This window comes from Nannocystis punicea (assembly GCF_026965555.1).
In the GTDB taxonomy this organism is placed as follows: Bacteria; Myxococcota_A; Polyangia; order Nannocystales; family Nannocystaceae; genus Nannocystis; species Nannocystis punicea.
In genome coordinates, this window is sequence record NZ_CP114040.1 from 5,265,604 (window position 1) to 5,287,805 (window position 22,202).

Annotated in this window: 12 protein-coding genes; 9 read left to right on the forward strand and 3 right to left on the reverse strand. The window is 71.9% G+C overall.

The annotated features are described in order from the left end of the window. Positions 1–7: 7 nt before the first annotated feature. Positions 8–769, reverse strand: a complete 762-nt coding sequence (locus O0S08_RS20380; RefSeq protein ID WP_269040867.1) for a hypothetical protein — start codon at positions 767–769, stop codon at positions 8–10. Positions 770–971: 202 nt separating this feature from the next. Between O0S08_RS20380 and O0S08_RS20385 the strand changes: the two genes are divergently transcribed. Together O0S08_RS20385 and O0S08_RS20390 are read left to right on the forward strand one after the other, a co-directional pair. Then, on the forward strand, positions 972–7,274 hold the full coding sequence (locus O0S08_RS20385) for an Ig-like domain-containing alpha-2-macroglobulin family protein (RefSeq protein ID WP_269040868.1): 6,303 nt from the start codon (positions 972–974) through the stop codon (positions 7,272–7,274). 85 nt (positions 7,275–7,359) lie between these two features. Next, a complete protein-coding gene (locus tag O0S08_RS20390) occupies positions 7,360–8,217 on the forward strand; it encodes a hypothetical protein (RefSeq protein ID WP_269040869.1) in 858 nt (285 codons plus the stop codon). A 9-nt stretch (positions 8,218–8,226) separates the two neighbouring features. Here the strand turns inward: O0S08_RS20390 and O0S08_RS20395 are convergent, their stop codons facing one another. Further along, a complete protein-coding gene (locus tag O0S08_RS20395) occupies positions 8,227–9,495 on the reverse strand; it encodes an aminotransferase class V-fold PLP-dependent enzyme (RefSeq protein WP_269040870.1) in 1,269 nt (422 codons plus the stop codon). 524 nt (positions 9,496–10,019) lie between these two features. On the opposite strand from O0S08_RS20395, the gene ltrA reads away from it, so the two are divergent. The 6 genes from ltrA to O0S08_RS20425 all read left to right on the forward strand — a co-directional run bounded on the left by ltrA (position 10,020) and on the right by O0S08_RS20425 (position 20,039). Next, complete coding sequence (ltrA, locus tag O0S08_RS20400) at positions 10,020–11,447, forward strand: group II intron reverse transcriptase/maturase (protein WP_269032840.1); 1,428 nt, start codon at positions 10,020–10,022, stop codon at positions 11,445–11,447. A 131-nt stretch (positions 11,448–11,578) separates the two neighbouring features. Beyond that, entirely contained in the window at positions 11,579–12,898 is a 1,320-nt protein-coding gene (locus O0S08_RS20405) for a lysophospholipid acyltransferase family protein (RefSeq protein ID WP_269040871.1), read from the forward strand. Positions 12,899–13,053: 155 nt separating this feature from the next. Beyond that, positions 13,054–15,807, forward strand: a complete 2,754-nt coding sequence (gene mutS, locus O0S08_RS20410) for a DNA mismatch repair protein MutS (protein WP_269040872.1) — start codon at positions 13,054–13,056, stop codon at positions 15,805–15,807. A 117-nt stretch (positions 15,808–15,924) separates the two neighbouring features. After that, complete coding sequence (locus O0S08_RS20415; protein WP_269040873.1) at positions 15,925–16,884, forward strand: endonuclease/exonuclease/phosphatase family protein; 960 nt, start codon at positions 15,925–15,927, stop codon at positions 16,882–16,884. Positions 16,885–17,078: 194 nt separating this feature from the next. Further along, on the forward strand, positions 17,079–18,755 hold the full coding sequence (locus O0S08_RS20420) for a leucine-rich repeat domain-containing protein (protein ID WP_269040874.1): 1,677 nt from the start codon (positions 17,079–17,081) through the stop codon (positions 18,753–18,755). A 291-nt stretch (positions 18,756–19,046) separates the two neighbouring features. Beyond that, positions 19,047–20,039 (forward strand): tyrosine recombinase XerC, encoded by a 993-nt coding sequence (locus O0S08_RS20425; protein ID WP_269040875.1) that lies wholly within the window; start codon positions 19,047–19,049, stop codon positions 20,037–20,039. A gap of 282 nt (positions 20,040–20,321) precedes the next feature. Here O0S08_RS20425 and O0S08_RS20430 read toward each other — a convergent pair whose 3' ends face one another. Further along, entirely contained in the window at positions 20,322–21,434 is a 1,113-nt protein-coding gene (locus tag O0S08_RS20430; RefSeq protein WP_269040876.1) for a M23 family metallopeptidase, read from the reverse strand. 189 nt (positions 21,435–21,623) lie between these two features. Here O0S08_RS20430 and O0S08_RS20435 point away from each other — a divergent pair, with 189 nt between their 5' ends. Then, positions 21,624–22,139 (forward strand): J domain-containing protein, encoded by a 516-nt coding sequence (locus O0S08_RS20435; protein ID WP_269040877.1) that lies wholly within the window; start codon positions 21,624–21,626, stop codon positions 22,137–22,139. Positions 22,140–22,202: the final 63 nt, after the last annotated feature.

The window sequence follows — 22,202 nt, forward strand, 5'->3', positions numbered from 1 at the left end:
ACCGGGGTCAGTACACGCAGTCGAGGGTGGCCTCATGGACCACGGGGACGTCGACGCCGCCGCTGGTGAAGGTGAGGTCGAGGCGGTAGGGCTGATTGCAGAAGCCGCACCCGGGGGTGGGGGCACCCTTCTGTTTCATCTGCTCCTGATTGAGGGTCTCACCCGGCCCGACCGGGCCGCTCTGGGTCGGGATCACGGTGATGTCGTGGACGCTCGGCATGTCGTTCGGCGACAGGGTGATCGTCGCCTTCGTCAGCGCGGCGGAGGACGTCTCGAGGCCCTGGGAATTGTCGTAGACCACGGTCCACCAGCCGAGGATGTTGTCGGGCTCGACGATGGGCTGGCAATTGGCGTAGAGGACGACCTCCTTGAGCTCGATCGCCAGCGGCTCGCCGACCGGCGTGTCCGTCGTGCTGTCCGAAGAGACAGTCGAGTCGGTGTCGACCTCGGTGGCGCTGCCGCCGGTGGTCGAGGTCGAGGTCGCGTCCGTGTCGGTCGCCACGGCCGTATCGGTGGAGTCGGTCGCGGTGGTGCCCGTGGTCGTGGTGGTCGTGTCGACGCCGGTGGTCTCGCCCATGCTCTCGCCGGTCGAAGCGGTCGAGGTGATGGTCGTGCTGGTGGTCGGGCCGGAAGTCGGTCCGGGATCGGTGGAACCGCCGGTGGTGGTGTCGGTCGTCGCCCCGGTGCCGGTCGAGGCGCCGCCGCTGTCACCGCACGCGGCAATGAAGAGTAGTGAGGTGAATAGGCCAAGGCTCGCGCGGAGTTTCATGGCCGCGGAGGGTGGCAGCCTGAACCGGCCTGGGCAAGCGCACACGCCGAGGACCATCGTTCTGCAGGAGATCGCCTCGCGACTTCGCTCGCGCGTCCGCGCACTCGATCGCCGTCACCGCGTGTGTAAGCATGGGCCCCGCCTCCGCGTTTGCGTGGCGTTTTTGCTCCCCCCCTTCACCCGACTGTGAATCGAGCGCTCCATGCGTGACCACGCCAACAAGCGACAGATCCGGCGCACGGCCCCGGCAGGCCTGTTCGCCGCGATGTTCTTCCTCCCGGCTTGCACCCCCAAGACTCCGCCCCCGGCCGCCGAGACCGGCACGACGCCGGAGACCGCGCAGACGCCCAAGCTCGACCTGTGGGCGGGCGTGCCGGCGATCGAGCCGGAGGCGAGCGACATCGCCAGCGAGTTGACGCCGACCACCGGGCCCAAGCCGCCCCCGAGCGTGAGCGAGAAGGTCGAGCTGCCGTTCCCGCCGCCCGCGCCCCCGAGCAAGCAGACGCAGGACCTGGTCGAGGAGGGCCCGCTGAAGATCCTCCGCACCAGCCCGACCGAGAAGGCGCCCGGGCTGGTCGGCTCGGTCACCGCGGTGTTCAACCAGCCGATGGTGCCGCTGGCCTCGATCGACGACCTCAAGCTCGAGCGCTCGCCGCTGACCATCGAGCCGCTGCCGAAGGGCAAGTTCCGCTGGCTCGGCACGCAGATGATCGCGTTCGAGCCCGAGGGCCGCATGCCGTACTCGACCACCTACACGGCCAAGGTCGTGGCGGGCGAGACGTCGACGCTGGGGACCAAGCTCACCAAAGAGGTGAAGTGGCAGTTCACCACGCCGTCGCTCGAGGTCGAGTCGCAGTTCCCCGACGAGTACGAGTCGGCCACGCTCGACACCGTCGTGGTGGTGCGCTTCAACCAGTCCGTCGACCGCGACAAGCTGCTGGCCGCCCTGCGCGTGAAGGGCGGGGGCGGGCAGGTGAGCGTCACCGCGGTGGCGCCGGAGCAGTGGGCCGGCCTGCCCGAGCCGTTCCGCTCGTACGCGCAGCAGGGCCCGGCGGAGCGGGTGCTCGTGCTGCGGCCGGCGGCCGAGCTGACGGCCAACACCCTCTACACGCTCGAGATCCCGGCCGGCGTGTACGGCGAGGGCCCGAACCCGAGCAAGGCGATCAAGCTGAAGCTCCGCACCTATCCGCCGTTGACGCTGACCGGCCCGCGCTGCGGGTCGCAGTACTACTGGGAATGCAACCCGACGGCGGGGCTCAACATCAACGCCTCGAACTCGCTGCTGTCGACGCCGGACGCGGAGAAGAAGGTCCGGGTCACGCCCGAGGTCCCCGACCTCAAGGTCACCGTCGCCGGCGGCATCCACCTGGCCGGCAAGTTCCGCGGCCTCGGCACCTACACGATCGAGGTCGATCCTGGCCTGAAGGACATCCACGGCCAGGAGCTGAAGGCGCCGTACCGCAAGACTGTCACGCTGCCGGCGCTCGACGCCTCGCTGCAGTGGGCCGACCGCCCGGTCGATCCGGCCGTGCTCGAGCCCAGCCACTCCGGCCTGCTCGAGGCCAAGGCCACCGGCCTGACCTCGGTCGAGGTGCGCGCGCGGTCGTTCGATCCGTCGGAGATCCGCAAGGTCCTCACGGACCGTCACGTGCGCTACGACGGCCTGTGGCCCGAGCCGCTGCAGTCGCCGACGTGGGACAAGCTGTTCGACGTCAAGGACTCGCGGGTCGAGGCGGCGACGCTGGCGCTCGACGCCAAGGCGCTCGGCGCCGGCGCCGGCAAGTTCGTGCTGCTGGGCGCGCGCTCGAACGAGCTCGGCGAGGGCAGCTGGCACTACCGGCAGTCGCTGTCGCAGGTGGTCCAGATCACCCGCCTCGGCGTGACCGCGGCGCTCGACAGCGACAGCGGCGTCATCCTCGTCACCGACATCGAGACCGGCGAGCCGCTGCCCGGCGTCGAGCTCGGGCTGCACAACATGGCGCTCGACGGCCCGGTGTGGTCGGGCAAGTCGGGCCCGGACGGGCTCGCGGAGCTGAAGCATGGCACGATGTACGATCAGCCGTACATCCTCGCGCGCTATCAGGGCGAGGCGGCCTACATCCCGCTGCAGCAGACGGCCGACAATTCGTGGGGCGTGTGGATGAACGGCGGCGGCGAGGACGAGCCGCGGATCTTCTTCTACAGCGACCGTCAGCCGTACAAGCCGGGCGAGACGGTGCACCTGCAAGGCATCGTCCGCGAGGAGACGCGCGGCCCCGCGGGCAAGGTCCAGCTGTGGCGCGCGGGCACGACCGCGAACTACACGGTCAACGGGCCGCGCGGCCACGAGGTCGCCAAGGGCGAGCTCAAGATCGGGCAGTTCGGCACCTTCAGCGTCGACATCCCGATCCCGGCCGACGGCGACACCGGCAGCTACAGCCTGCAGGTCAGCTCGCCGGCGGGGCTGTTCTCGAGCGAGCGCTCGTTCTACCACGCGATCGAGGTCCAGCAGTTCCGCGCGCCCGAGTTCGAGGTCAAGGTCGAGCGGCCGGCCGAGGCGCCGCTGCTGTACGGCGACACGCTGCAGGCGGAGATCCGCGCCAGCTACTTCCACGGCGCGCCCATGGTCGGGGCCCAGGCGACCTACACTCTGCGGCGCCAGGACTCGCCGTACCGCCCGCCGGGCAGCGAGAACGAGTCGTTCACGTTCGGCCAGGGCGGCTCGGAGTGGTGGATGTGGGGCGGCGAGGGCGGCTACGGCGGCGGCCTCTACCGCGGCAAGGGCATCGGCTTCCCGACGCCGTACGGCAGCGGCATGCTGGTGCGCCAGGGCAGCGGTCAGACGGACGCGCGCGGGCTGCTGGCGGTGAGCCACTTGCTCGCCGCGGTCGAGACGCCGTGGGGCCAGAAGACGCCGGTGCCGGCGGCCGGGCCGAAGTCGGAGGAGCCGCCCGGCGCCTCGACTTACACGCTCGAGGCCAACGTCACCGACGAGAACCGGCAGTCGATCGCCGGCCGTGCGACCTACGTGGTCCACCCCGCGAGCGAGTACGCGGGCGTGCGCGCCGATCGCTCGGTCTACCGCGCCGGCGAGCGCGCCCGCCTCGAGGCGGTGGTCGTCGACGTCGACGGCAAGCGCGTCACCGGTCGCGATGTGCAGGTCAAGCTGGTGCGCAAGGAGACCTCGCGCGCCGCGGTGCAAGACAACGGTTCGTGGCAGTACAAGTACGACACCGTCGACGTCGAGGTCGGCAGCTGCGCGCTGGTCTCGGCCGACGCGCCCGTGAATTGCGAGCTCGTGGTCGACAAGGCCGGCAGCTACGACATCCGCGCGCTGATCACCGACCCGAAGGGCAACAAGTCGCTGTCGAAGCACCCGTTCTACGTCTACGGCGACGACGCGGTGGTGTGGCAGCAGGACCAGCACCGCGTCGACATGGTGCCCGACAAGCGCACCTACGAGCCGGGCGACAAGGCGACGGTGCTGGTGCGCTCGCCGTTCGACAAGGCGCGCGGCCTGGTCGTGATCGCCCGCGAGGGCATCGTCTCGCACTACCCGATCGAGGTGAAGGGCGGGGCGGCGACCCTCGAGGTGCCGATCGACGAGGCCCAGATCCCGAACGTGCGCGCCTCGGTGCTGCTGGTGCGCGGGCGCGTCGACGTGCCCGGCGCGCCGCCCGGACAGGACCTCGGCCGCCCGGCCTTCGCCGTCGGCCAGGTCGACCTCAAGGTCGCCGCGACGCGCAAGAAGATCGCGCTCGAGGTGCTGCCCGACAGGACCGAGGTCGCGCCGAAAGACACGCTGAAGCTCAAGATCAAGGCCAAGGACGCCGCCGGCGCGCCGCAGAAGGCCGCCGTCGCGGTGATGGTGGTCGACGAGGGCGTGCTCAGCCTGATGGGCTTCCAGACCCCCGACCCGCTGGCGTTCTTCCACCACGACCGCGACCCGGGCGTCAGCCTCTACGACATGCGCCAGTTCCTGGTGGCGAAGAAGGACGAGCCGCCGCCCCCTCCGCCGGCGCCGCCTCCGACGGAGGAGGCGCAGAACGCCCCGGGCTTCATGCTCAACGGCGACGGCGACACGGGGCTCGGCCTCCGCGGCGAGGGTCGGGGCGGCGGCGGCGGAGCCTACGGCGGCGCGCCGGCGGCGGCGGCGGACAAGGCCGTGGCCGCGCCGGCGCCGATGATGCCGAGGGCCGAGCTCAAGGAGGCCGAGGAGAGCGGCGGTCCGATGAGGAAGAAGTCCCAGCGCACGGCGACGGCGCAGACCATGTCGCTCGACGCCAGCGCGGCGATGAGCCAGCCGATCTCGCTGCGCTCGCTGTTCGCGACCACCGCGTACTTCAACGCCGAGGTCGCGATCGACGCCAGCGGCGAGGCGACGGTCGAGATCCCGATGCCGGAGAACCTGACCAGCTTCCGCGTCATGGCGGTCGCGGTCGACCCCGATCAGGCCGACCGCTTCGGCTCGGGCGAGGCCAACGTCAAGGTGCGCAAGCCGATCATGCTGCGGCCGAGCCTGCCGCGGTTCGCCAACTTCGGCGACAAGTTCGAGGCCTCGGTGATGGTCGACAACCAGACCAGCGAGCCGCAGGCGATCCTCGTCGGCACGCGCGGCACCAACGTCGTCATCTCCGGCGAGCCGACCCAGGGCGTCGAGATCCCGGCCGGCGAGTCGCGCGAGGTCCGGTTCCCGATGGCGGTCGATCGCGTCGGCACCATGCGCGTGCAGTTCGCGGCGCTGTCGAACGGCGGCCGCGACGCCACCGAGCTGGCGCTGCCGGTGCACTACCCGGCGACCCGCCAGGCGTTCGCCGACTACGGCGTGACGGAGGGCAGCACCTCGCGCGAGCTCAAGATCCCGGAGGACGCGCTCGCGGCGTTCGGCGGGCTCGAGCTGAGCATGAGCTCGACCGCGCTGACGGGCCTCGAGGACGCGGTCGACTTCCTCGTCGGCTACAAGTACGAGTGCACCGAGCAGCTGGCCAGCCGCCTGCTGCCGATCTTCGTGCTCGGCCCGGTGCTCGAGCAGTTCCCGATCGCCAGCGTCAGCGACCTGGCCAAGCGGCAGGCGCTGGGCGCCGAGGGCGTCGCGCGGATCCAGTCGCGGCAGAACTGGGACGGCGGCTTCCGCTACTGGGACGAGGCGGCCCGCAGCTCGCCGTACCTGACCGCGTGGGTGACGTTCGCCTGGCTCGAGGGCAAAAAGGCCGGCTTCAAGGTCGACGACGGCGCGATCGATCGGGCGATGAACTACCTCGACAACTTCGTCCGCAACGGCGAATCCACGCCGTGGGGTCGCTACTACGATCACACCAGTCGGGCCTTCGCGCTGTGGCTGATGAGCCGCGACGGCCGCGGCAGCGACCTGTTCGACCGCGTCTACGCCAAGCGCAAGGAGATGCCGCTCTACGCCCACGCGCTGCTGCTGTCGACCGCGCACCGCTACGGCATGACCGGCTCGCGCGACGCGCTGCTGCGCGAGTTCAAGGCCAAGGTGGTCGAGAACGCCAAGACCGCGCACTTCGCCGAGAGCGCGCGCGAGGGCGACGACGGCTACGGCCTGCAGGTGCTCATGCACTCCGACGTGCAGACCGACGCCATCGCGCTGATGGCCCTGCTCGAGGTGGCCGAGGGCGATCCGCTGCTGCCGAAGGTGATGGCGGGGATCCTCGACGACCGCGATCCGCAGAAGGGCGGGCAGTGGGGCACGACCCACGCCAACGCCTGGGCGCTGCTCGCGGCCGGCCGCTACTTCACCGCCATCGAGAAGGACGTGCCCGACTACGTCGCGCGCGTCTGGCTCGACAGCGCGTTCGCCGGCGAGCGCGCCTTCAAGGGCCGCAGCATGGCGGTGGTCGAGCAGCAGATCCCGATGAAGAAGCTGATCGAGCAGAAGCCGCACGAGCTGCTGCTGAGCAAGGACGGCCCGGGCCTCCTCTACTACCGGCTCGGCCTGCGCTACGCGCCCGCGGACCTGACGATGAAGCCCGAGTCGCAGGGCTTCACCGTGCACCGCAGCTACGAGCCGCTGGCGCAGGGCGGGGACAAGCCCGACCTCGAGTCGGTCAAGAAGCTCGACGACGGCACCTGGCAGATCAAGGCCGGCGCGCTCGTGCGGGTCAACCTCACCCTGGTCGCCAAGGATCGCGCCAACTTCGTCGTCGTCGACGACCCGCTGCCGGCCGGCTTCGAGGGCCAGAACGCCAAGTTCGCCACCACCCTGCGCGACGTGCAGGGCGGCGTCGAGAACCAGTCGGTCGACAGCAACGTCGGGCTGTTCGGCGGCGGGCCGGGCGGCTGGTGGTGGTGGCGTCCGTGGTGGCGCTTCGACCACACCGAGATGCGCGACGATCGCATGCTGCTGTTCTCGGACCACCTGCCGGCGGGCGTCTACACGTACAGCTACACCGCGCGCGCGACCACGATCGGCGAGTTCGAGCTGCCGCCCGTGCGCGCCGAGGCGATGTACATGCCCGAGCTGTTCGGCCACGGCGCTTCGACCAAGGTGCGCGTGGTCGAGTGACCGCGCGGCGTCCGGCCCCGCCCGGCGGCTCGCTCGCCGGCGGGGCTGGTCGCGGCGCGCTGCTCGTGTAACCATGGAGAGGACGATGACCGCGCCGCGCTCGCTCGTCCTCTTCTTCGCGCTCGTCGCCTGCGGCGCCCACGGCCGCGGCGGCAAGCGCGACGTCGGCCAGCCCGACGGCGCCCGGGCGCCGGCGGACAAGCTGTTCGACGATTCTACCGTCGAGAGCCGCACCGGCGGCGGCAGCGGCAGCGCCGAGGCCCCGATCCCGCGCTGCGGCCCGCGCGACTCCTATCAATACGTCGCCCGCGAGTTCCGCTGCCCCGGCGGCGGCAACCCGTTCGACGGCGACGCCGCGGCCGCCGCCGACGCGCGCGCCGGCAGCCTCGGTCCCGACGCCCGCGGGCACATGGTCGACGTGTACGAAGTGCCATGTCCCAAGGGCAAGGTCGAGATCTTCGTCGACATGTACGGCTGCCCCGAGATGGAGGCCGAGCTGCTGCGCGATCGCAACCTCGCCGATCCGCTCGAGCTCGACGTCCACTTCGCCGCCGGCCGCTACGACGAGGTCCGGACCCGCTGCATCGCCCTCGCCGACGCCGCCAAGGAGCGCGGCAACAGCGACGAGAGCTCGTCGCTCAGCATCTATCACTGCGGGATCTTCACCCCCGCGCTGCTCGTGCGCGCCGGCCTCCGCGATCAGGCCGTCGCCGCCGCCGGGCAGACCTGCCAGGCCTATCCGCCCGTGTCGCCGCGCAGCAGCGTGCGCGTCGACGTCCTGATCGGCATCGTCGACGCCATCGCCCGCATGTGGGCCGCCGACAAGGTCCCGGCCAAGGAGGGCGGCGACCGCCTCAACGCCTTGCTCCCGCAGCTGCTGCGCGCCTGCGCCGTCGACGCCGAGACCTTCATGCGCGCCTTCGAGGCCGCCAGCGGCGAGTGACCGGCAGGGTCACTTGCGCGAGGTCGTCGTGTCGGGCACCCAGTGGAGTGTCTCTTCGGACATGTCGATGAGAGCATGTCCGAACATCCCCGCGAGCTCGACCCGCAGCGCGCGCGCCAGCGCCTCGTAGTGGGCGACCTCGTTGTACAGCTGGGCGGAGATCCGGATCAGCCGCTGCGGCGGGGCCGGCCACGGCGGGACGGGCACCTCGATGCCGTGGCGCAGCAGCAGCGCGTCCTGCAGCGCGTCGGAGGTCAGGGGCGTGACCTCCTGGCCTTCGGGACCTGGCGGAAGGGGCAGGCTGGCCAGGCTCCCGAGCATGTCCTCGGGGGCAGGCAGCTCGGCGCCGATCGCCGCGGCGACGATCTTGCGGCCGGCGCACACCAGCGCGTGGTTCCGGGCCTGCACCTCGGGCCAGCCGCCGGGCAGCATCTCGCCGAGCTCGCGCAGGGCGGCCGGCACGCACAGCCACGGCGTCGGGTCGGCGGTCCCGGTCCAGTCGAACTCGGCGTGCAGCCGCGAGGCCGAGGCCGGGGCGCCGAAGCCGTGGCTGATCACCGCCGGGTGGATCGGCGCCTGGCGGTCGCGGCGGACGTGCAGGATCGCCGCGCCCTTGGGCGCGCACACCCACTTGTGCAGGTTGCCGGTGAAGTAGGCCGCGCCGATCGCGTCGAGGTCGAGCGGCACCATCCCCGGCGCGTGGGCCCCGTCGACCAGGCAGTCGACGCCGCGCTCGCGCAGGGCGGCGACGATGGCGGCGATCGGCAGGACCAGGCCGGTCGGGCTGGTGATGTGGTCGACGAGCGCCAGGCGGGTGCGCGGGGTGACCGCGGCGAGGATCGCCGCCACCACCTCGTCGGGCCCGGAGATGGGGAAGGGCAGGACGGCGGTGACGACCCGCGCACCTGTCCGAAGAGCCACGTAGCGAGCTGCGTTGTTGCAGGCGTTGTAGCCGTGCGAGGTGATGAGCAGCTCGTCGCCGGCGGCGAACTCGAGCGAGCGCAGGACGGCGTTGACGCCCTCGGTCGCGTTGCGCACGAACACCAGGTCGAGCGGGTCGGCGCCGACGAACGCGGCCACCGCCTCGCGCGCGGCCGCGAGCGGGGCCTGCAGATCGCGGAGGAAGAAGCGCACGGGTTCACGCTCCATGCGCCGTCGCAGCTCCTCCTGGACGGCGAGCACCGCGCGGGGGCAGGCGCCAAAGCTGCCGTGGTTGAGGAACACGACCTCGGGATCGAGGCTCCAGCGGCTCCGGAGGTCGGCTGCGGTGGGCGACATCCCGGATCCTTACCACGCCCGCGGCGCCGCATCCTCATTATACTGTGCAGGTGGTGCGTCCTGAAGACACGGACGAGCAGGACCCCGGAGGGGGCGGGTCGGCCGCGTCATGCTGCACCGTTCCAGCGGGTGAAAGTCCCGTCCGGGTAAGCGCCGGAGCGCCCGGTAGCAGGCCCCAGGCGCGAGGAGAGATCCTCGCGGCCCGAGCGGGGCGTCAAGAGCCTCTACGGAGGGAGCAAGAACGCGGGCCGCAACATCAAGTGAAGCCTGCAGCCTCGTCAGAGAAACAATGGGGGAGCCGAGCCGATCACTTCGCGGCGAAGGCCACGTCCACCGCGCACGAGTCCGGAACAGAAAGCGCGGGGGGTCCACCCGGGGTAGGGGGCGCAGCACGCGTTCAAGGAGCGATGCGGAACAGGAGAGGCCCGTCTGCACGGCCCGTGTCGGGGCAAGGTGGCTCGTATAAGCCGAAGGCGAAGTCGAGCGCTGTGCAGCGGGAGTCCGAGGGGGTCGTAGTACCGGCGATGGCGGCGCAGAACAACGCCGCCGGAGGGAAGGGCCCCTGGGGTGGTCGTGTCGGAGAAGAAGGTAAGCGCGAGGGCATGGCCTGCAGGACAGGTCCCAACAACCCCACGCGGCGCAGGCCACGTGACAAAGTGCGAGAACTTCGACGCCGACTGTGGGCCGCAGCCAAGCGGCATCCGGGAAGACGTTTCCATGCGCTGTACGACCGCATCTTCAGGCGTGACGTCCTGAAGGAAGCATGGAGGCGGGTGAAGAAGAACAGGGGGTCAGCGGGCATCGATGCCCAGACGCTGGCCGAGGTGGAAGAGCTCGGCGTCGATCGCTTCCTCGAAGAGATCGGTGCAGAGCTCGAGGCGGGGACGTACCGGCCGAGCGCGGTCATGCGGCGGTACATCCCGAAGGCGGACGGGAAGAAGCGGCCGCTGGGGATCCCGACAGTCCGGGACCGAGTGGTGCAGATGGCGGCGAAGCTGGTGTTGGAGCCGATATTCGAGGCGGACTTCCTTCCGTGCTCGTATGGCTTCCGGCCGAAGCGCAGCGCGACGCAGGCGCTCGAGCGCCTGCGCGTGTTGGGAGCGCGAGGTGGAAACCATGTGCTCGACGCCGACATCCGCGACTACTTCGGCAGCATCGATCACGAGCGACTCATGAAGCTCGTCGAGATGCGGATCTCGGATCGAAGGGTCCTCAAGCTGGTGCGGCAATGGCTCGAAGCCGGGGTGATGGAAGACGGCGAGGTGACGGCGATGCTCTCGGGGACACCCCAGGGCGGGGTCATCTCACCGCTGCTGTCGAACATCTACCTCGGCGTCCTCGACAAGTTGTGGCAGCGACGGCACGCCCACCTGGGCGAGCTCGTGCGCTACTGCGATGACTTCGTGATCCTGTGCAGGACCAGGAAGGCGTGCGAGGAGGCCGAGGTCAGGGTCCGCGAGATCCTGCGTCGACTTCGACTCGAGCTGCATCCCGAGAAGACGAGGCGCGTCGAGCTGAGCCGGGGACGGCAAGGCTTCGACTTCCTCGGCTGTCACCTGCGTAAGCGCATGTCCGGTCCGATCTGGGAGAAGGAACGCCGCAGAGCGTACTTCCTCCAGCGCTGGCCTTCGACGCGCAGCTTGACGCGGGTGCGACAGCGTGTGAAGGAGCTGACCGGTCGTAACCGCCACGGGGTCAAAGATGTGCGGGTGATCATCCGCGACATCAATCCGGTGCTGCGCGGCTGGGCCAACTACTTCCTCACCGGGAACGCCGCCGCGAAGTTCAACCAGATCGACACCTACGTATGGAGTCGACTCCGCGCCTTCATGGTGAAGCGCAAAGGTCGACATCTCCACGCGGGGGAGGCCAAGGTCTGGACACGCGACTTCTTCCACAACCACGGCCTCCATCGTCTGCGGGGGACCGTGCAGTACCCGGAGGCAGCGTAATGCAACGGCCCGAAAGTCCACCGGTAAGCCGTGTGCGGGAAATCCGCATGCACGGTTTGAACGGGGGTCCTGCCCTTCCTCCGGGGCAACAGCCGTACTCGGCAAGACCGAAGGAAGGGTAGGATCTACCAGTGCTGCGCCGCGTCGTCGAGCAGATCTTCGGGGTCGCGTTACGGATCTTCTTCCGCCGGATCGAGCTCGACGGGCTGTCCCGCGTGCCCTCCGAGGGCCCGGTGATGTTCGTGCTCAACCACCCCAACGCGCTGATCGACCCGGCCTTCCTGCTGTGTCTGTCGCCGCGGCCGGTGTCGTTCCTGGCCAAGGCGCCGCTGTTCAAGACACCTGTCCTCGGGGCCATCGTCCGCGCGTTCGACTCGATCCCGGTCTACCGCCGCCAGGACGAGGGCGGCGCGCGGGTCGACAACCAGGACACGTTCCGCCACGCGCGCGAGCTGCTGCTGCGCGGCCGGGCCGTCGCCATCTTCCCGGAGGGCACCTCGCACTCCGATCCCGACCTCAAGCCGATGAAGACCGGGGCCGCGCGCATTGCCCTCGGGACAGGTCTCGAAGACCTCACGATCATCCCGGCCGGCCTCTTCTACACCGCCAAGGCGCGGTTCCGCAGCGACGCTCTGGTCTACTTCGGCGCCCCGCTGAGCGTCCCGTACGCCCCGCTCGACGCGCGCGGCGAGCCGCCGCCGGGCGCGGTCGCGGCGCTGACCCGCGACATCGACGTGGCCCTGCGCGCCGTCACCTTGCACGGCGACGACCACGAGATCCTCGCGCTCGTCGAGCGCACCTCCGAGATCTTCGCCGCCGCCAGCGAGGAGGCGTGGAGCGTCGCCGAGGCGTTCGAGCTGCGCCAGAAGCTGCTGACCGGCCACGCCCGCCTGCGCGCCCGCGACCCCGCGCGCCTCGACGCTCTGGTCGCCCGCGTCCTCCGCTACGAGCGCGACCTCGCCGAGCTCGGCCTCGGCCCCGACCACCTCGCGCCCCACAACATCACCTTCGCCGCCAGCCTGCGCTACGCCCTCCGCAGCCTGTTCGCGCTCGGGATCGTCTTCCCGCTCGCGCTCGCCGGCACCGCGATCCACTACCTCGCGTACCGCATCAGCGGCATGGTCGCCGCCCGCGTCGCCGGCCAGTTCGAGGACATGCTCGCCACCGGCAAGCTGCTCGCGGCCATGACCTTCTTCCCGCTCACGTGGCTGGTCGTCGGCCTCGGCGCCGGCTACGCCTGGGGCCTGAAGGCGGGGCTCGTCGCCGGCCTCTTGTTCGCGCCGATCGCCGGCTGGGCCGCGCTCCACTTCTGGGAGCGCTTCGCCACGGTGCGGGCCGCCGCGCACGGCCTCGGCCTGTTCCTCGTGCGCCGCAACCTGCTCGCGCACCTGAGCGACGAGCGCCGGGCCATCCGCGCCGAGATCCTCGCGCTCGCCGACGTCGTCGCCTGAACCGCCGGCCCGAGGTCCGCCCGGATCGAGGTGTTGCTGGAGCGACACCTGCCGGATTTGTCAGCGGAATTACAGAAAGAATTCTCGCTGCGCGGCCGCAATGCGCCGTGCCCGCTGTGCCGCGCGAACCCGCGCTGAGCTATTAAGGCCCGGCTGTGAACGCTCCGCACCACTCGGCCGACACGCCGGTCATGCGCCAGTTCCTCGACATCAAGCGTCAGTTCGCCGACGCCATCGTGATGTTCCGGATGGGCGACTTCTACGAGATGTTCTTCGACGACGCGATCACCGTCGCGCCCGTCCTCGAGATCGCCGTCACCACCCGCGACAAGGGCGAGGTCGAGAACCCGGTGCCGATGGCGGGCGTGCCGTACCACGCGATCGGCGGCTACCTGCGCACTCTGGTCGAGCGCGGCTTCAAGGTCGCGATCTGCGAGCAGATGGAGACGCCGGAGCAGGCCCGCCTGCGCAAGGGCCCCAACAAGATCGTCCGCCGCGAGGTCGTCCGCGTCGTCACCCCGGGCGTCCTGGTCGACGAGGAGCACCTGCGCGGCGAGGAGCCGAACTACCTGGTCGCGCTGGTCCACGACGCCGCCGGCACCTACGGCCTCGGCGTGCTCGACATCTCGTGCGGCGAGTTCTTCGTCATGACATGCGAGGGCGCCGGGGCGGTGCGGGCGGCCCTGTCGCGCCTGGCGCCGCGCGAGATCGTGTGCGAGCCCGGGCTGCACCCGTGGCTGGGGCTCGAGCTGGGCCCGCTGTGTCCGCGGCTCGAGGGCCGCGATCCCGCCGCCGTGGGCGCCGCGCAGCTGGCCCGCGTCAAGCGCCTGCGCGAGGAGAGCGGCGGCGAGGCGCTGGTGCCGGTCGAGGAGCGGGCCGCCGCGCTCGCGCTGGCCTACGCCGAGGACACCCAGCCGGGCCAGACCTTGCTGCTGCACCGTCTGCGGCGCCAGGCCTTCGAGGCCCACCTCGTGCTCGACGACGCCTCGCTGCGCAACCTCGAGGTGTTCCGCACGCTCCGCGACGGCCAGCGCAAGGGCAGCCTGCTGTGGGCCGTCGACGCCACCCGCACCGCCATGGGCGCGCGCCTCTTGCGGGCCTGGCTCGGCGCCCCGCTGCGCGCGCTCGGGGCCATCCGCGAGCGCCACGACGCCATCGAGGCGCTGCTCGCCGAGCCGCGGGTGCGCGGCGACCTCCAGGACCGCCTGCGGGACGTCCGCGACATCGCCCGCCTGGCCGCGCGCGCCCGCCTCGGCACCGTCAGCCCGCGCGAGCTGGCGGCCCTGCGCCAGTCGCTGGCGGCCCTGCCCGGGGTCGCCGAGCTGCTCGGCGAGCTGGCCCGCCGGCGCGCCCCGCTGCTCACCGAGGGACCGGTCCCCGGGGACATGTCCGCAGGGGCAGGTTCAAAAAGCCAGGCCGAGGCGGCGCGCCTGCCGGTCCTGCTCGACCTCGGCGAGGACCTGCTGCAGGACGTCCACGCCGCGCTGGTCCGCCTGCTGGTCGACGACCCGCCGGCGCACCAGCGCGACGGCGGCATGATCCGCGCCGGCGCCGACGCGGAGCTCGACCGCCAGCTCGGCCTGCGCGACGGCGGGCGCGAGGCGCTGGCGGCGATCGAGGCCCGCGAGCGCGAGCGCACCGGCATCGCCAACCTCCGCGTCCAGCACAACCGCGTGTTCGGCTACTACATCGAGGTCCTCAAGACCCAGCTGTCGCGGGTCCCGGCCGAGTACGTACGCAAGCAGACCACCGCCAACGCCGAGCGCTACGTCACCGCCGAGCTGGCCGAGCACGAGACCGCGGTGCTCGGCGCCGTCGCGGCCGCGCTCGAGCGCGAGCAGCAGCTCTTCACCGCGCTGCGCGAGCAGGTCTCGGCCGCCGGCGACCGCCTGCTGGCCGTCGCCGAGGCGCTGGCGCGGCTCGACGTGCTGGCCGGCCTGGCCGAGATCGCCGAGAGCCACGCGTATGTCCGTCCGGACATGGTCGAAGAGCCAGTCCTCGACATCGAGGAGGGCCGCCACCCGGTGGTCGAGCGCATGCTCGACGCCGGCCGCTTCGTGCCCAACAACCTGTCGCTGCGCGCCTCGACCACCGCGAGCGGCGGGGCAGGGCGCCTGGCCCTGCTCACCGGCCCGAACATGGGCGGCAAGAGCACGGCGATGCGCATGGCGGCGCTGGTGGCGATCCTCGCCCACGCGGGCGCCTTCGTCCCGGCCGTGCGCGCCCGCGTCGGCGTGGTCGACCGCGTGTTCACCCGCGTCGGCGCCGCCGACGACCTCGGCCGCGGCGAGTCGACCTTCATGGTCGAGATGCGCGAGGCCGCCCAGATCTTGAGCCAGGCGACCCCGCGCAGCCTGGTCCTGCTCGACGAGATCGGCCGCGGCACCGCCACCTACGACGGCCTCGCCCTCGCCTGGGCGATCACCGAGTTCCTCCACGACCAGATCGGCTGCCGGGCCCTGTTCGCCACCCACTACCACGAGCTCACGCAGCTGCAGGCGCGCCTGGTCGGCCTGCGCAACGCCCACGTCACCGTCCACGAGGAGCGCGGCAGCATCGTCTTCCTCCACCGCGTCGAGCCCGGCCCGGCCGAGCGCAGCTACGGGATCCAGGTCGGTCGCCTCGCCGGCCTGCCGGCGTCGGTCCTGCGGCGGGCGCAGAAGCTGCTCACGCGCCTGGAGCAGGCCCAGGGCGAGGCGCGGCCGATGCCGCAGCTCGACCTGTTCACCCCGCCCGCGCCGGCCCCGCAGCCGGTCGACGCCGTCCCCCCGCCGCTGGCCGCGATCCTCGCCGATCTGCGGGCCTTGCACCCCGACGAGCTCAGCCCGCGCAACGCTCACGAGGCCCTGCGCCGGCTCCACGAGCGGCTGGTCGCGGTCGAGGGCGGCGCTGGGGGACATGTTCTTTGAGCCATGTCTGAACGTGCAGCATCATCCACATTCGAGGACTCAACGCGCGCGTCCGTCCGGGGCAAGCTCGCCCTTATGCCTCGCGCACGCCTCTGCCTGACCGATTTGCTGGGCGTCTTGCTGAGTGTCTTGGCCCTCGCGGCGACCTCGCTCGCCTGCCCGGCGCTGGTCCCCGACGAGGGCGCGAGCAGCGACAGCGGCGGCGCCGACACCTCGACCTCGGAGCCGGCCCCGCCGGACCTGCCGCCACCTGGCCCCGAGGACATCGTCGTCGCCACCTTCAACGTGCACCTGTTCTTCGACATGGTGTGCGACAGCGGCTCGTGCGGCGGCGGGGCGTTCGAGGAGGTCTACTCGCAGGCCGAGTTCGACTACCGCGCCGACCAGATCGCCGACGCCATCGACGGGCTGAAGGCCGACGTGGTGCTCCTGCAAGAGGTCGAGAGCGAGGCCTGCCTCGACGCGCTGGTCGAGCGCCTGCCGCAGTTCCAGACCGCGTACCTCGGCGAGACCGGCTTCGTGGCCTCGATCGACACCGCGATCCTCTCGACCTTGCCGCTGATCGAGATCCGCAGCCACGGCGAGGCCCCGATCCCGCTGCCGGGCGGCGGCTCGACCCACTTCGCCCGCGACTACCTCGAGGCCCACCTCGACGCCGGCGGTCGGCGCCTGATCGCCTTCGTCGCCCACTTCAAGTCGAAGAACGACGACGACCCCGAGCGCCGCCTCGCCGAGGCGACCGCCGCCCGCGACCTGATCGACCTCGCCGCCGACAACTACCCCGACGCGCTGGTGCTGATGGGCGGCGACCTCAACGACGTACCCGAGTCGCAGCCGCTGCAGGCGATCGAGGCCGGCGGCGGCACCGAGCGCGTCGCCGCCGAGCTGGGCGACGACGACTGGACCTACGTGTACGACGGCGACACGCGCGCCCTCGACCACCTCTACCTGTCCACCCGCAGCGGCGGCGGCAGCTTCGTCAAGGGCACCGCCCGCGTCCTCCGCGGCGCCGGCACCGACGGCTGGGGCGGCTCGGATCACGCCGCAGTGCGCGGCACCTTCCGCGTCGGCGGCTGAGCGTCGTTCGCCGGCGTGAGCACCTCGCCGAAGGGACGCTCGTGCGCAACAAAGTCGCGCGAGCTGAGCTGCTCGAGCGCGAGAGGTTCAGCGCGGTGCCCCGGGTCGCGGTGACCCGCGCGGCAGGGCAGGGCGCCGCTCCGCATCGGGGCAGCCAGCGCGCGCACCTGTGATACCGTGAGGCCCGCTCCAGCATGCGCGTTCGGCCCATCCTCCCGCTGCTCGCCGCGCTCGCGCTCCCCTGCGCGTGCGCCCGCGAGGAGTTCGCGCCGCAGCGTTCGGTCGTGTGCGAGGGCGAGGTCGACGTCCCCGATCCGGCCCTGCGCGCGCTGCTCCTCGACATCCTCGCCGATCCCGAGGCGCACGACGACGACAGCACCACCGGCGAGCCCGTGCTCACCGCGGAGTCGCTGGCCACGCTCACCGGCTTGCAAGCGGCCGAGCTGGGGATCGCCGACCTGCAGGGGCTCGAGTGCGCCGTCAACCTCCGCACCCTCGGCCTCGCGCGCAACGAGATCGCCGACATCCGCCCGCTGACCTGGCTCACCGAGCTGCGCGAGGTCGAGCTGTCGGAGAACCCGATCGTGGGCCACGATCCGCTGGCCCGCCTCGTCGAGCTCGAGAAGCTCGTGCTCGGCGGCGCCGGCGTGAAGTCGATCGCCTTCGTCGCCGGCATGACCGCGCTGCGTCACCTCGACGTCGCCCGCGGCGAGGTCGACGACCTCGCCCCGCTCGCCGGCCTCGTCGAGCTCGAGTCGCTCGTCCTGTCCGACAACAAGATCGGCGACCTCGGCCCGCTCGCCGGCCTCCATCAATTGTTCGCGCTCTCGCTCAACGGCAACGCCGTCGGCGACCTCGGCCCGCTCGCCGGCCTCGAGCGGCTCGAGTACCTCGACCTCGACGAGAACGCGATCGAGTCGCTCGCCCCGCTGGCCGACCTGGTCCGCCTACGGCGCCTCGAGGCCAACGCCAACGCCCTCCGCGACACCAGCGGCCTGGCCGGCAAGCCCGACCTCGTCGAGCTCGGGCTCGAGAAGAACCAGATCGCCGCGCTCACCGACCTCACCGGCCTCACCGGCCTCGTCACCCTCGACCTCGACGAGAACCTGCTCACCAGCCTCGACGGCCTCGAGGTGCTGCCGCAGCTGCGTACGCTCACCGCCCGGATCAACGCCATCGCCGACATCGGCGCGGTCGCCGGGCTCGCCGACCTGCGACGCCTCGACCTGCGCGACAACCCGGGCCTCGACGACCTCGGCCCCGTCGCCGGCCTGCAGTACCTCGACTACCTCGGCCTCGGCGGGCAGGGCGTCGCGCCGGACCTCGCGCCGCTGACCGGCCTCCCGCTGCTGCGCCAGCTCGACCTCATCGACGGCGCCACCGACGACTACACGGTCGTCACCACCTTGCCGGCGCTCCGCGTCCTGCGGCTGCTCAACGCCCCGCTCGACGTCGCCGACCTCGAGGCGATCGCCGGCGTCACCGCGCTCACCACCCTCGACATCTCCGGCGCCCCCGTGACCGACCTCGGCCCGCTCGCGCCGCTCACCGCCCTGGTCGACTTCACCGCCAGTGGCACCCGGATCACCGCGCTGGGCCCCGTCACCGACTGGCTCGAGCTCGACTTCCTCCGCGTCGCTCGCACCCCGCTGCAGAGCCTCGACGGGATCGAGACGGTGCTCGGCGTCGACCAGATCGACATCAGCGACACCCAGGTCGACGACATCAGCGCGCTGCTCGGCATCAAGGCGTTCCGCAAGAACGACCGCCTCGATGCCCGCGGCGCCCCGCTCGACGACGGCGACTGCGCCGACATCCGCGCCCTCCGCGAGCGCGGCGTGACCGTCCTCGCCGACCCCGCGTGTGAGTGAGCGGGCGCGGGCGGGTAGCGACGAGCCCGCGCCCAGCATGTCGGAAAGGACAGGTGCAGGGAGCCGCCCGAGGGCAGTGGACCCGCGACGAGCCGGGGCGTGGATGTCTTGAAAGACATGTCGAATCCGCAGGTCTCAAGGTGCTCCCGTGCGCCGCGGCAGCCACGCGCGAGGCCCGCTCGCTCGCAGGTCCCCGGGCGGCAGAAGTCCTCCGGCGCGCCTCGCGTCCCGGCGGCCTCGCCGGCGCGACGCAAATTTCGTGACCCGGCGGCCTCGCGCTACACCTCGGGCATGCGCGACGCGGTCGAGCGCTTTCTCGAGCACCTGCGGGACGAGCGGAGGCTCTCGCCGCACACCCTCCGGGCCTATCGCGGCGACCTGCTCGACTTCCTCGACCGCTTCGAGGCCCGCCGCGGGCGGGCGGCCGAGCTCGCCGATCTGGGCGTGCGCGAGGTCCGGGCCGACCTCGCCGAGCGCTTCGGCGAGCAGGCCGCCAGCACCTCCGCGCGCAAGCTCTCGACCCTGCGCAGCTTCGCCGAGTTCCTGCGCCGGCGCGGAGAGCTGGCCGACAACGAGGCCGCGCTGGTGCGTCGGCCCAAGCTGCCGCAGCGGCTGCCGGTCGCGCTCCCGGTCGAGGACCTCACCGACATCATCGACGGCCCCGGCCACGCCGACGGCGCGCTCGGCCTGCGCGACCGCGCGATCCTCGAGATCCTCTACGGCGCCGGCCTGCGCGTCGGCGAGTGCGTCGCCCTCGACCTCGAGCACCTGCGCTGGGACGGCGACGAGCTGACGCTGCGGGTCGTCGGCGGCAAGGGCAACAAGGACCGCGAGGTCCCGCTGGGTGGACCCGGCGCCGCCGCCGTGCGGGCCTGGCTCCGCGTCCGCGAGCAGCTCGTGCCGCCCGCGCGGCGCATGTCCGAAAGTGCAGGTTCGAAGCGCGCCCCCGCGAAGGGCGAGCGGGCGCTGTTCCTCGGCCGTCGCGGCCAGCGGATCGGCGATCGCAGCGTGCGCGCCCTAGTCTACCGCCGCTGCGAGTCGACCGGGGCGCGCGCCCGCGTCGGCCCGCACGGCCTGCGCCACAGCTTCGCCACCCACCTGCTCGAGGGCGGCTGCGACCTGCGCAGCATCCAGGCCATGCTCGGTCACGCGAGCCTCAGCACCACCCAGCGCTACACCCACCTCGACCTCGGCCGGATCGTCGACGTCTACGAGCGCGCCCACCCGCGCGCCCGGGCGACCGCCGCCGAGCCGGCCCAGAGCCGCGCACGCCGCCGCGCGTGAAGCGGTGCAGCGGCTCCGCCGCGAACGCGAGCGTGAGCCGAGCCAGCGCCCGACGCGGCGGCGAACGCGAGCCAGTGCATGTCGCTCGGCCGCGAGCCCGAGCCCGACTAGGACCCGCACCCATCGCCGCGGCCGCGAGCCTGCGCGGGTCTTCGGCGGTCCCGGGCAGCTGTCGCTGTTCGAGCTCGAGGACATGTCGAATGGGACATGCCTCATGAAGCATGGCACTTTGGACATGCCTCCGAGGGCATGTCCAATTTACGCGCGAGCCCCAGTCGGCCCTCAGAGCGCGGCGTCGAGCAGCACCTCGGCGGAGCCACGCTGCTTGCGCTCCAGCCGGTCGGTGGCGGTGCGGCGCACGCGGTCGCTGCGGACCGGCATCTCGCGCTCGTACCAGGCGCCGTCGATGTACACGTCGACGAACGGGGCGGGCAGGCCGAGCTCGCCCTGCGGCGAGGTCGCCTTGGTCGCCACGTGGAAGTGGATGTGGGGCCCGCTGCTGTGGCCCGAGTTGCCGACCTTGCCGAGCTCCTGGCCGAGCTCGACCTTGTCGCCGACCTTCACCTTCACCGTGCCCGGGATCATGTGCCACAGCGACGACGCCTCGCCGAACCCGTGGTCGATGACGACGCCGTTGCCGCCGCCCTCGCCGGTGGCCCCGGGGCCGTTCTCGGCCACGTCGTTGACGGCCCGGATCACCGTCCCCGAGGCGGGCGCCAGCACCGGGTAGCCGTAGCAGTACGAGGCCTTGTTGCCGGTGCCGCCGACCGGCTTGCTGCGGCCACCCTTCATCACGACCATGTCGTACGCGAAGCGCTGGCCGCGGTGGTTGTGGTGGTAGTTCGTCATGCGGCGCGGGCCGCCGTGCACGATGGTCCACTCGCCGGTGCTCACGAAGTGCAGGCGCGTCACCGTCGAGTAGCGGCGGGCCGGGCCGGCGATCTGCTCGAACGCCAGGTGTTCGCGGACCAGCAGGCGGTCGAGCGCGCGGTCGGGGGTGATGGCGAACTGGAACAGCACCTGCCGCACCTTGCGGTCGGGCGCGCCGGCCTTGCCGCGGGCGTAGACCACCAGGCCCGAGTACCAGGTCAGATCGCCTTCCTTGTGGACCTTCTCTTCGAGGATCCCGATCGGCTGGCCGTAGCGGCTCCGCAGGCGCTCGCCGGTGGCTGCCAGCTCCGGCGGGCGTACTACCGACTTGAGGCTGGGGGACATCCACGCGTGCAGCTCCGACACGCGGCCCAGGAGGAGCCCGTTGATCAGGCGATCCGCCTCCGGCATCAGCGCCGACGTCGGCTTCAGCGACGCGTGGTTGGGCTCGCGCAGCTCCTTGGGCTTGCAGCCGAGCCCGGCGGCCAGCGACAGCGCGACGACGAGGACCCGCAGGGGGTGCATGCCGGCGTCATCCTAGCTGTTCTCTCGCGGCCTTCACCGGGCGTCCGCGCTCCCTCACCGGCGCCTCGGGACCCTCGGGACCGCCGCGAGGTCCGCGGACCCGGGCCGTCTCGAGGCGCGATTTTGTGACGATCTTCACCTCGGTCGGCGCGCGAACGCGAGCGTCCCCGGGGTAGGCTCGTTTTCGCCATGCGTCCCGCCACCGCCGTCGAAATGCCGCTCCACGGCCCGTCCAGCCCGGTGCTGCACGCGCCGTCGGCCGCCTCGCCGCCGTCGTGGACGGCCGGCGATCCGGTCGCGCGCTGGTTGGCCGCGTGTCGTTGCGTCGGCGGTCGCTGGAGCGTGCGGCTCGAGCTGCGCGGTGGCCCGCGCGTCCGCGACGATCTCGACCTCGCGCGCGCCGAGCAGGACCGCTTGCTCGCGTTGTGGGCGCGGCGCGATCAGATCGGTCACTTCGAGCGACTGGGACTCGCGCCGACCGGCGACGGCGCCGCGATCCGTCGCGCCTGGCTCGAGACCTGTCGCCACCTGCACCCGGATCGTTACTACGGCAAACGGCTCGGCGCGTTCGCGGCGATCCTCGCCGAACTCTTCGATCGCGCCCGGGCGTCCGCCGAGTTCCTCGCCGATCCTCGGCGTCGAGCCCGCTACCTGGCGGAGCTCGAAGTGGACGGCCGCGACGAGGTCGACACCGGAGCGCGCTGAGCCATGTGTCTCTACACACGGCTTTTTGCGCGGCAGCCCACGCCCTGAGCGTGGTAGGTCTGC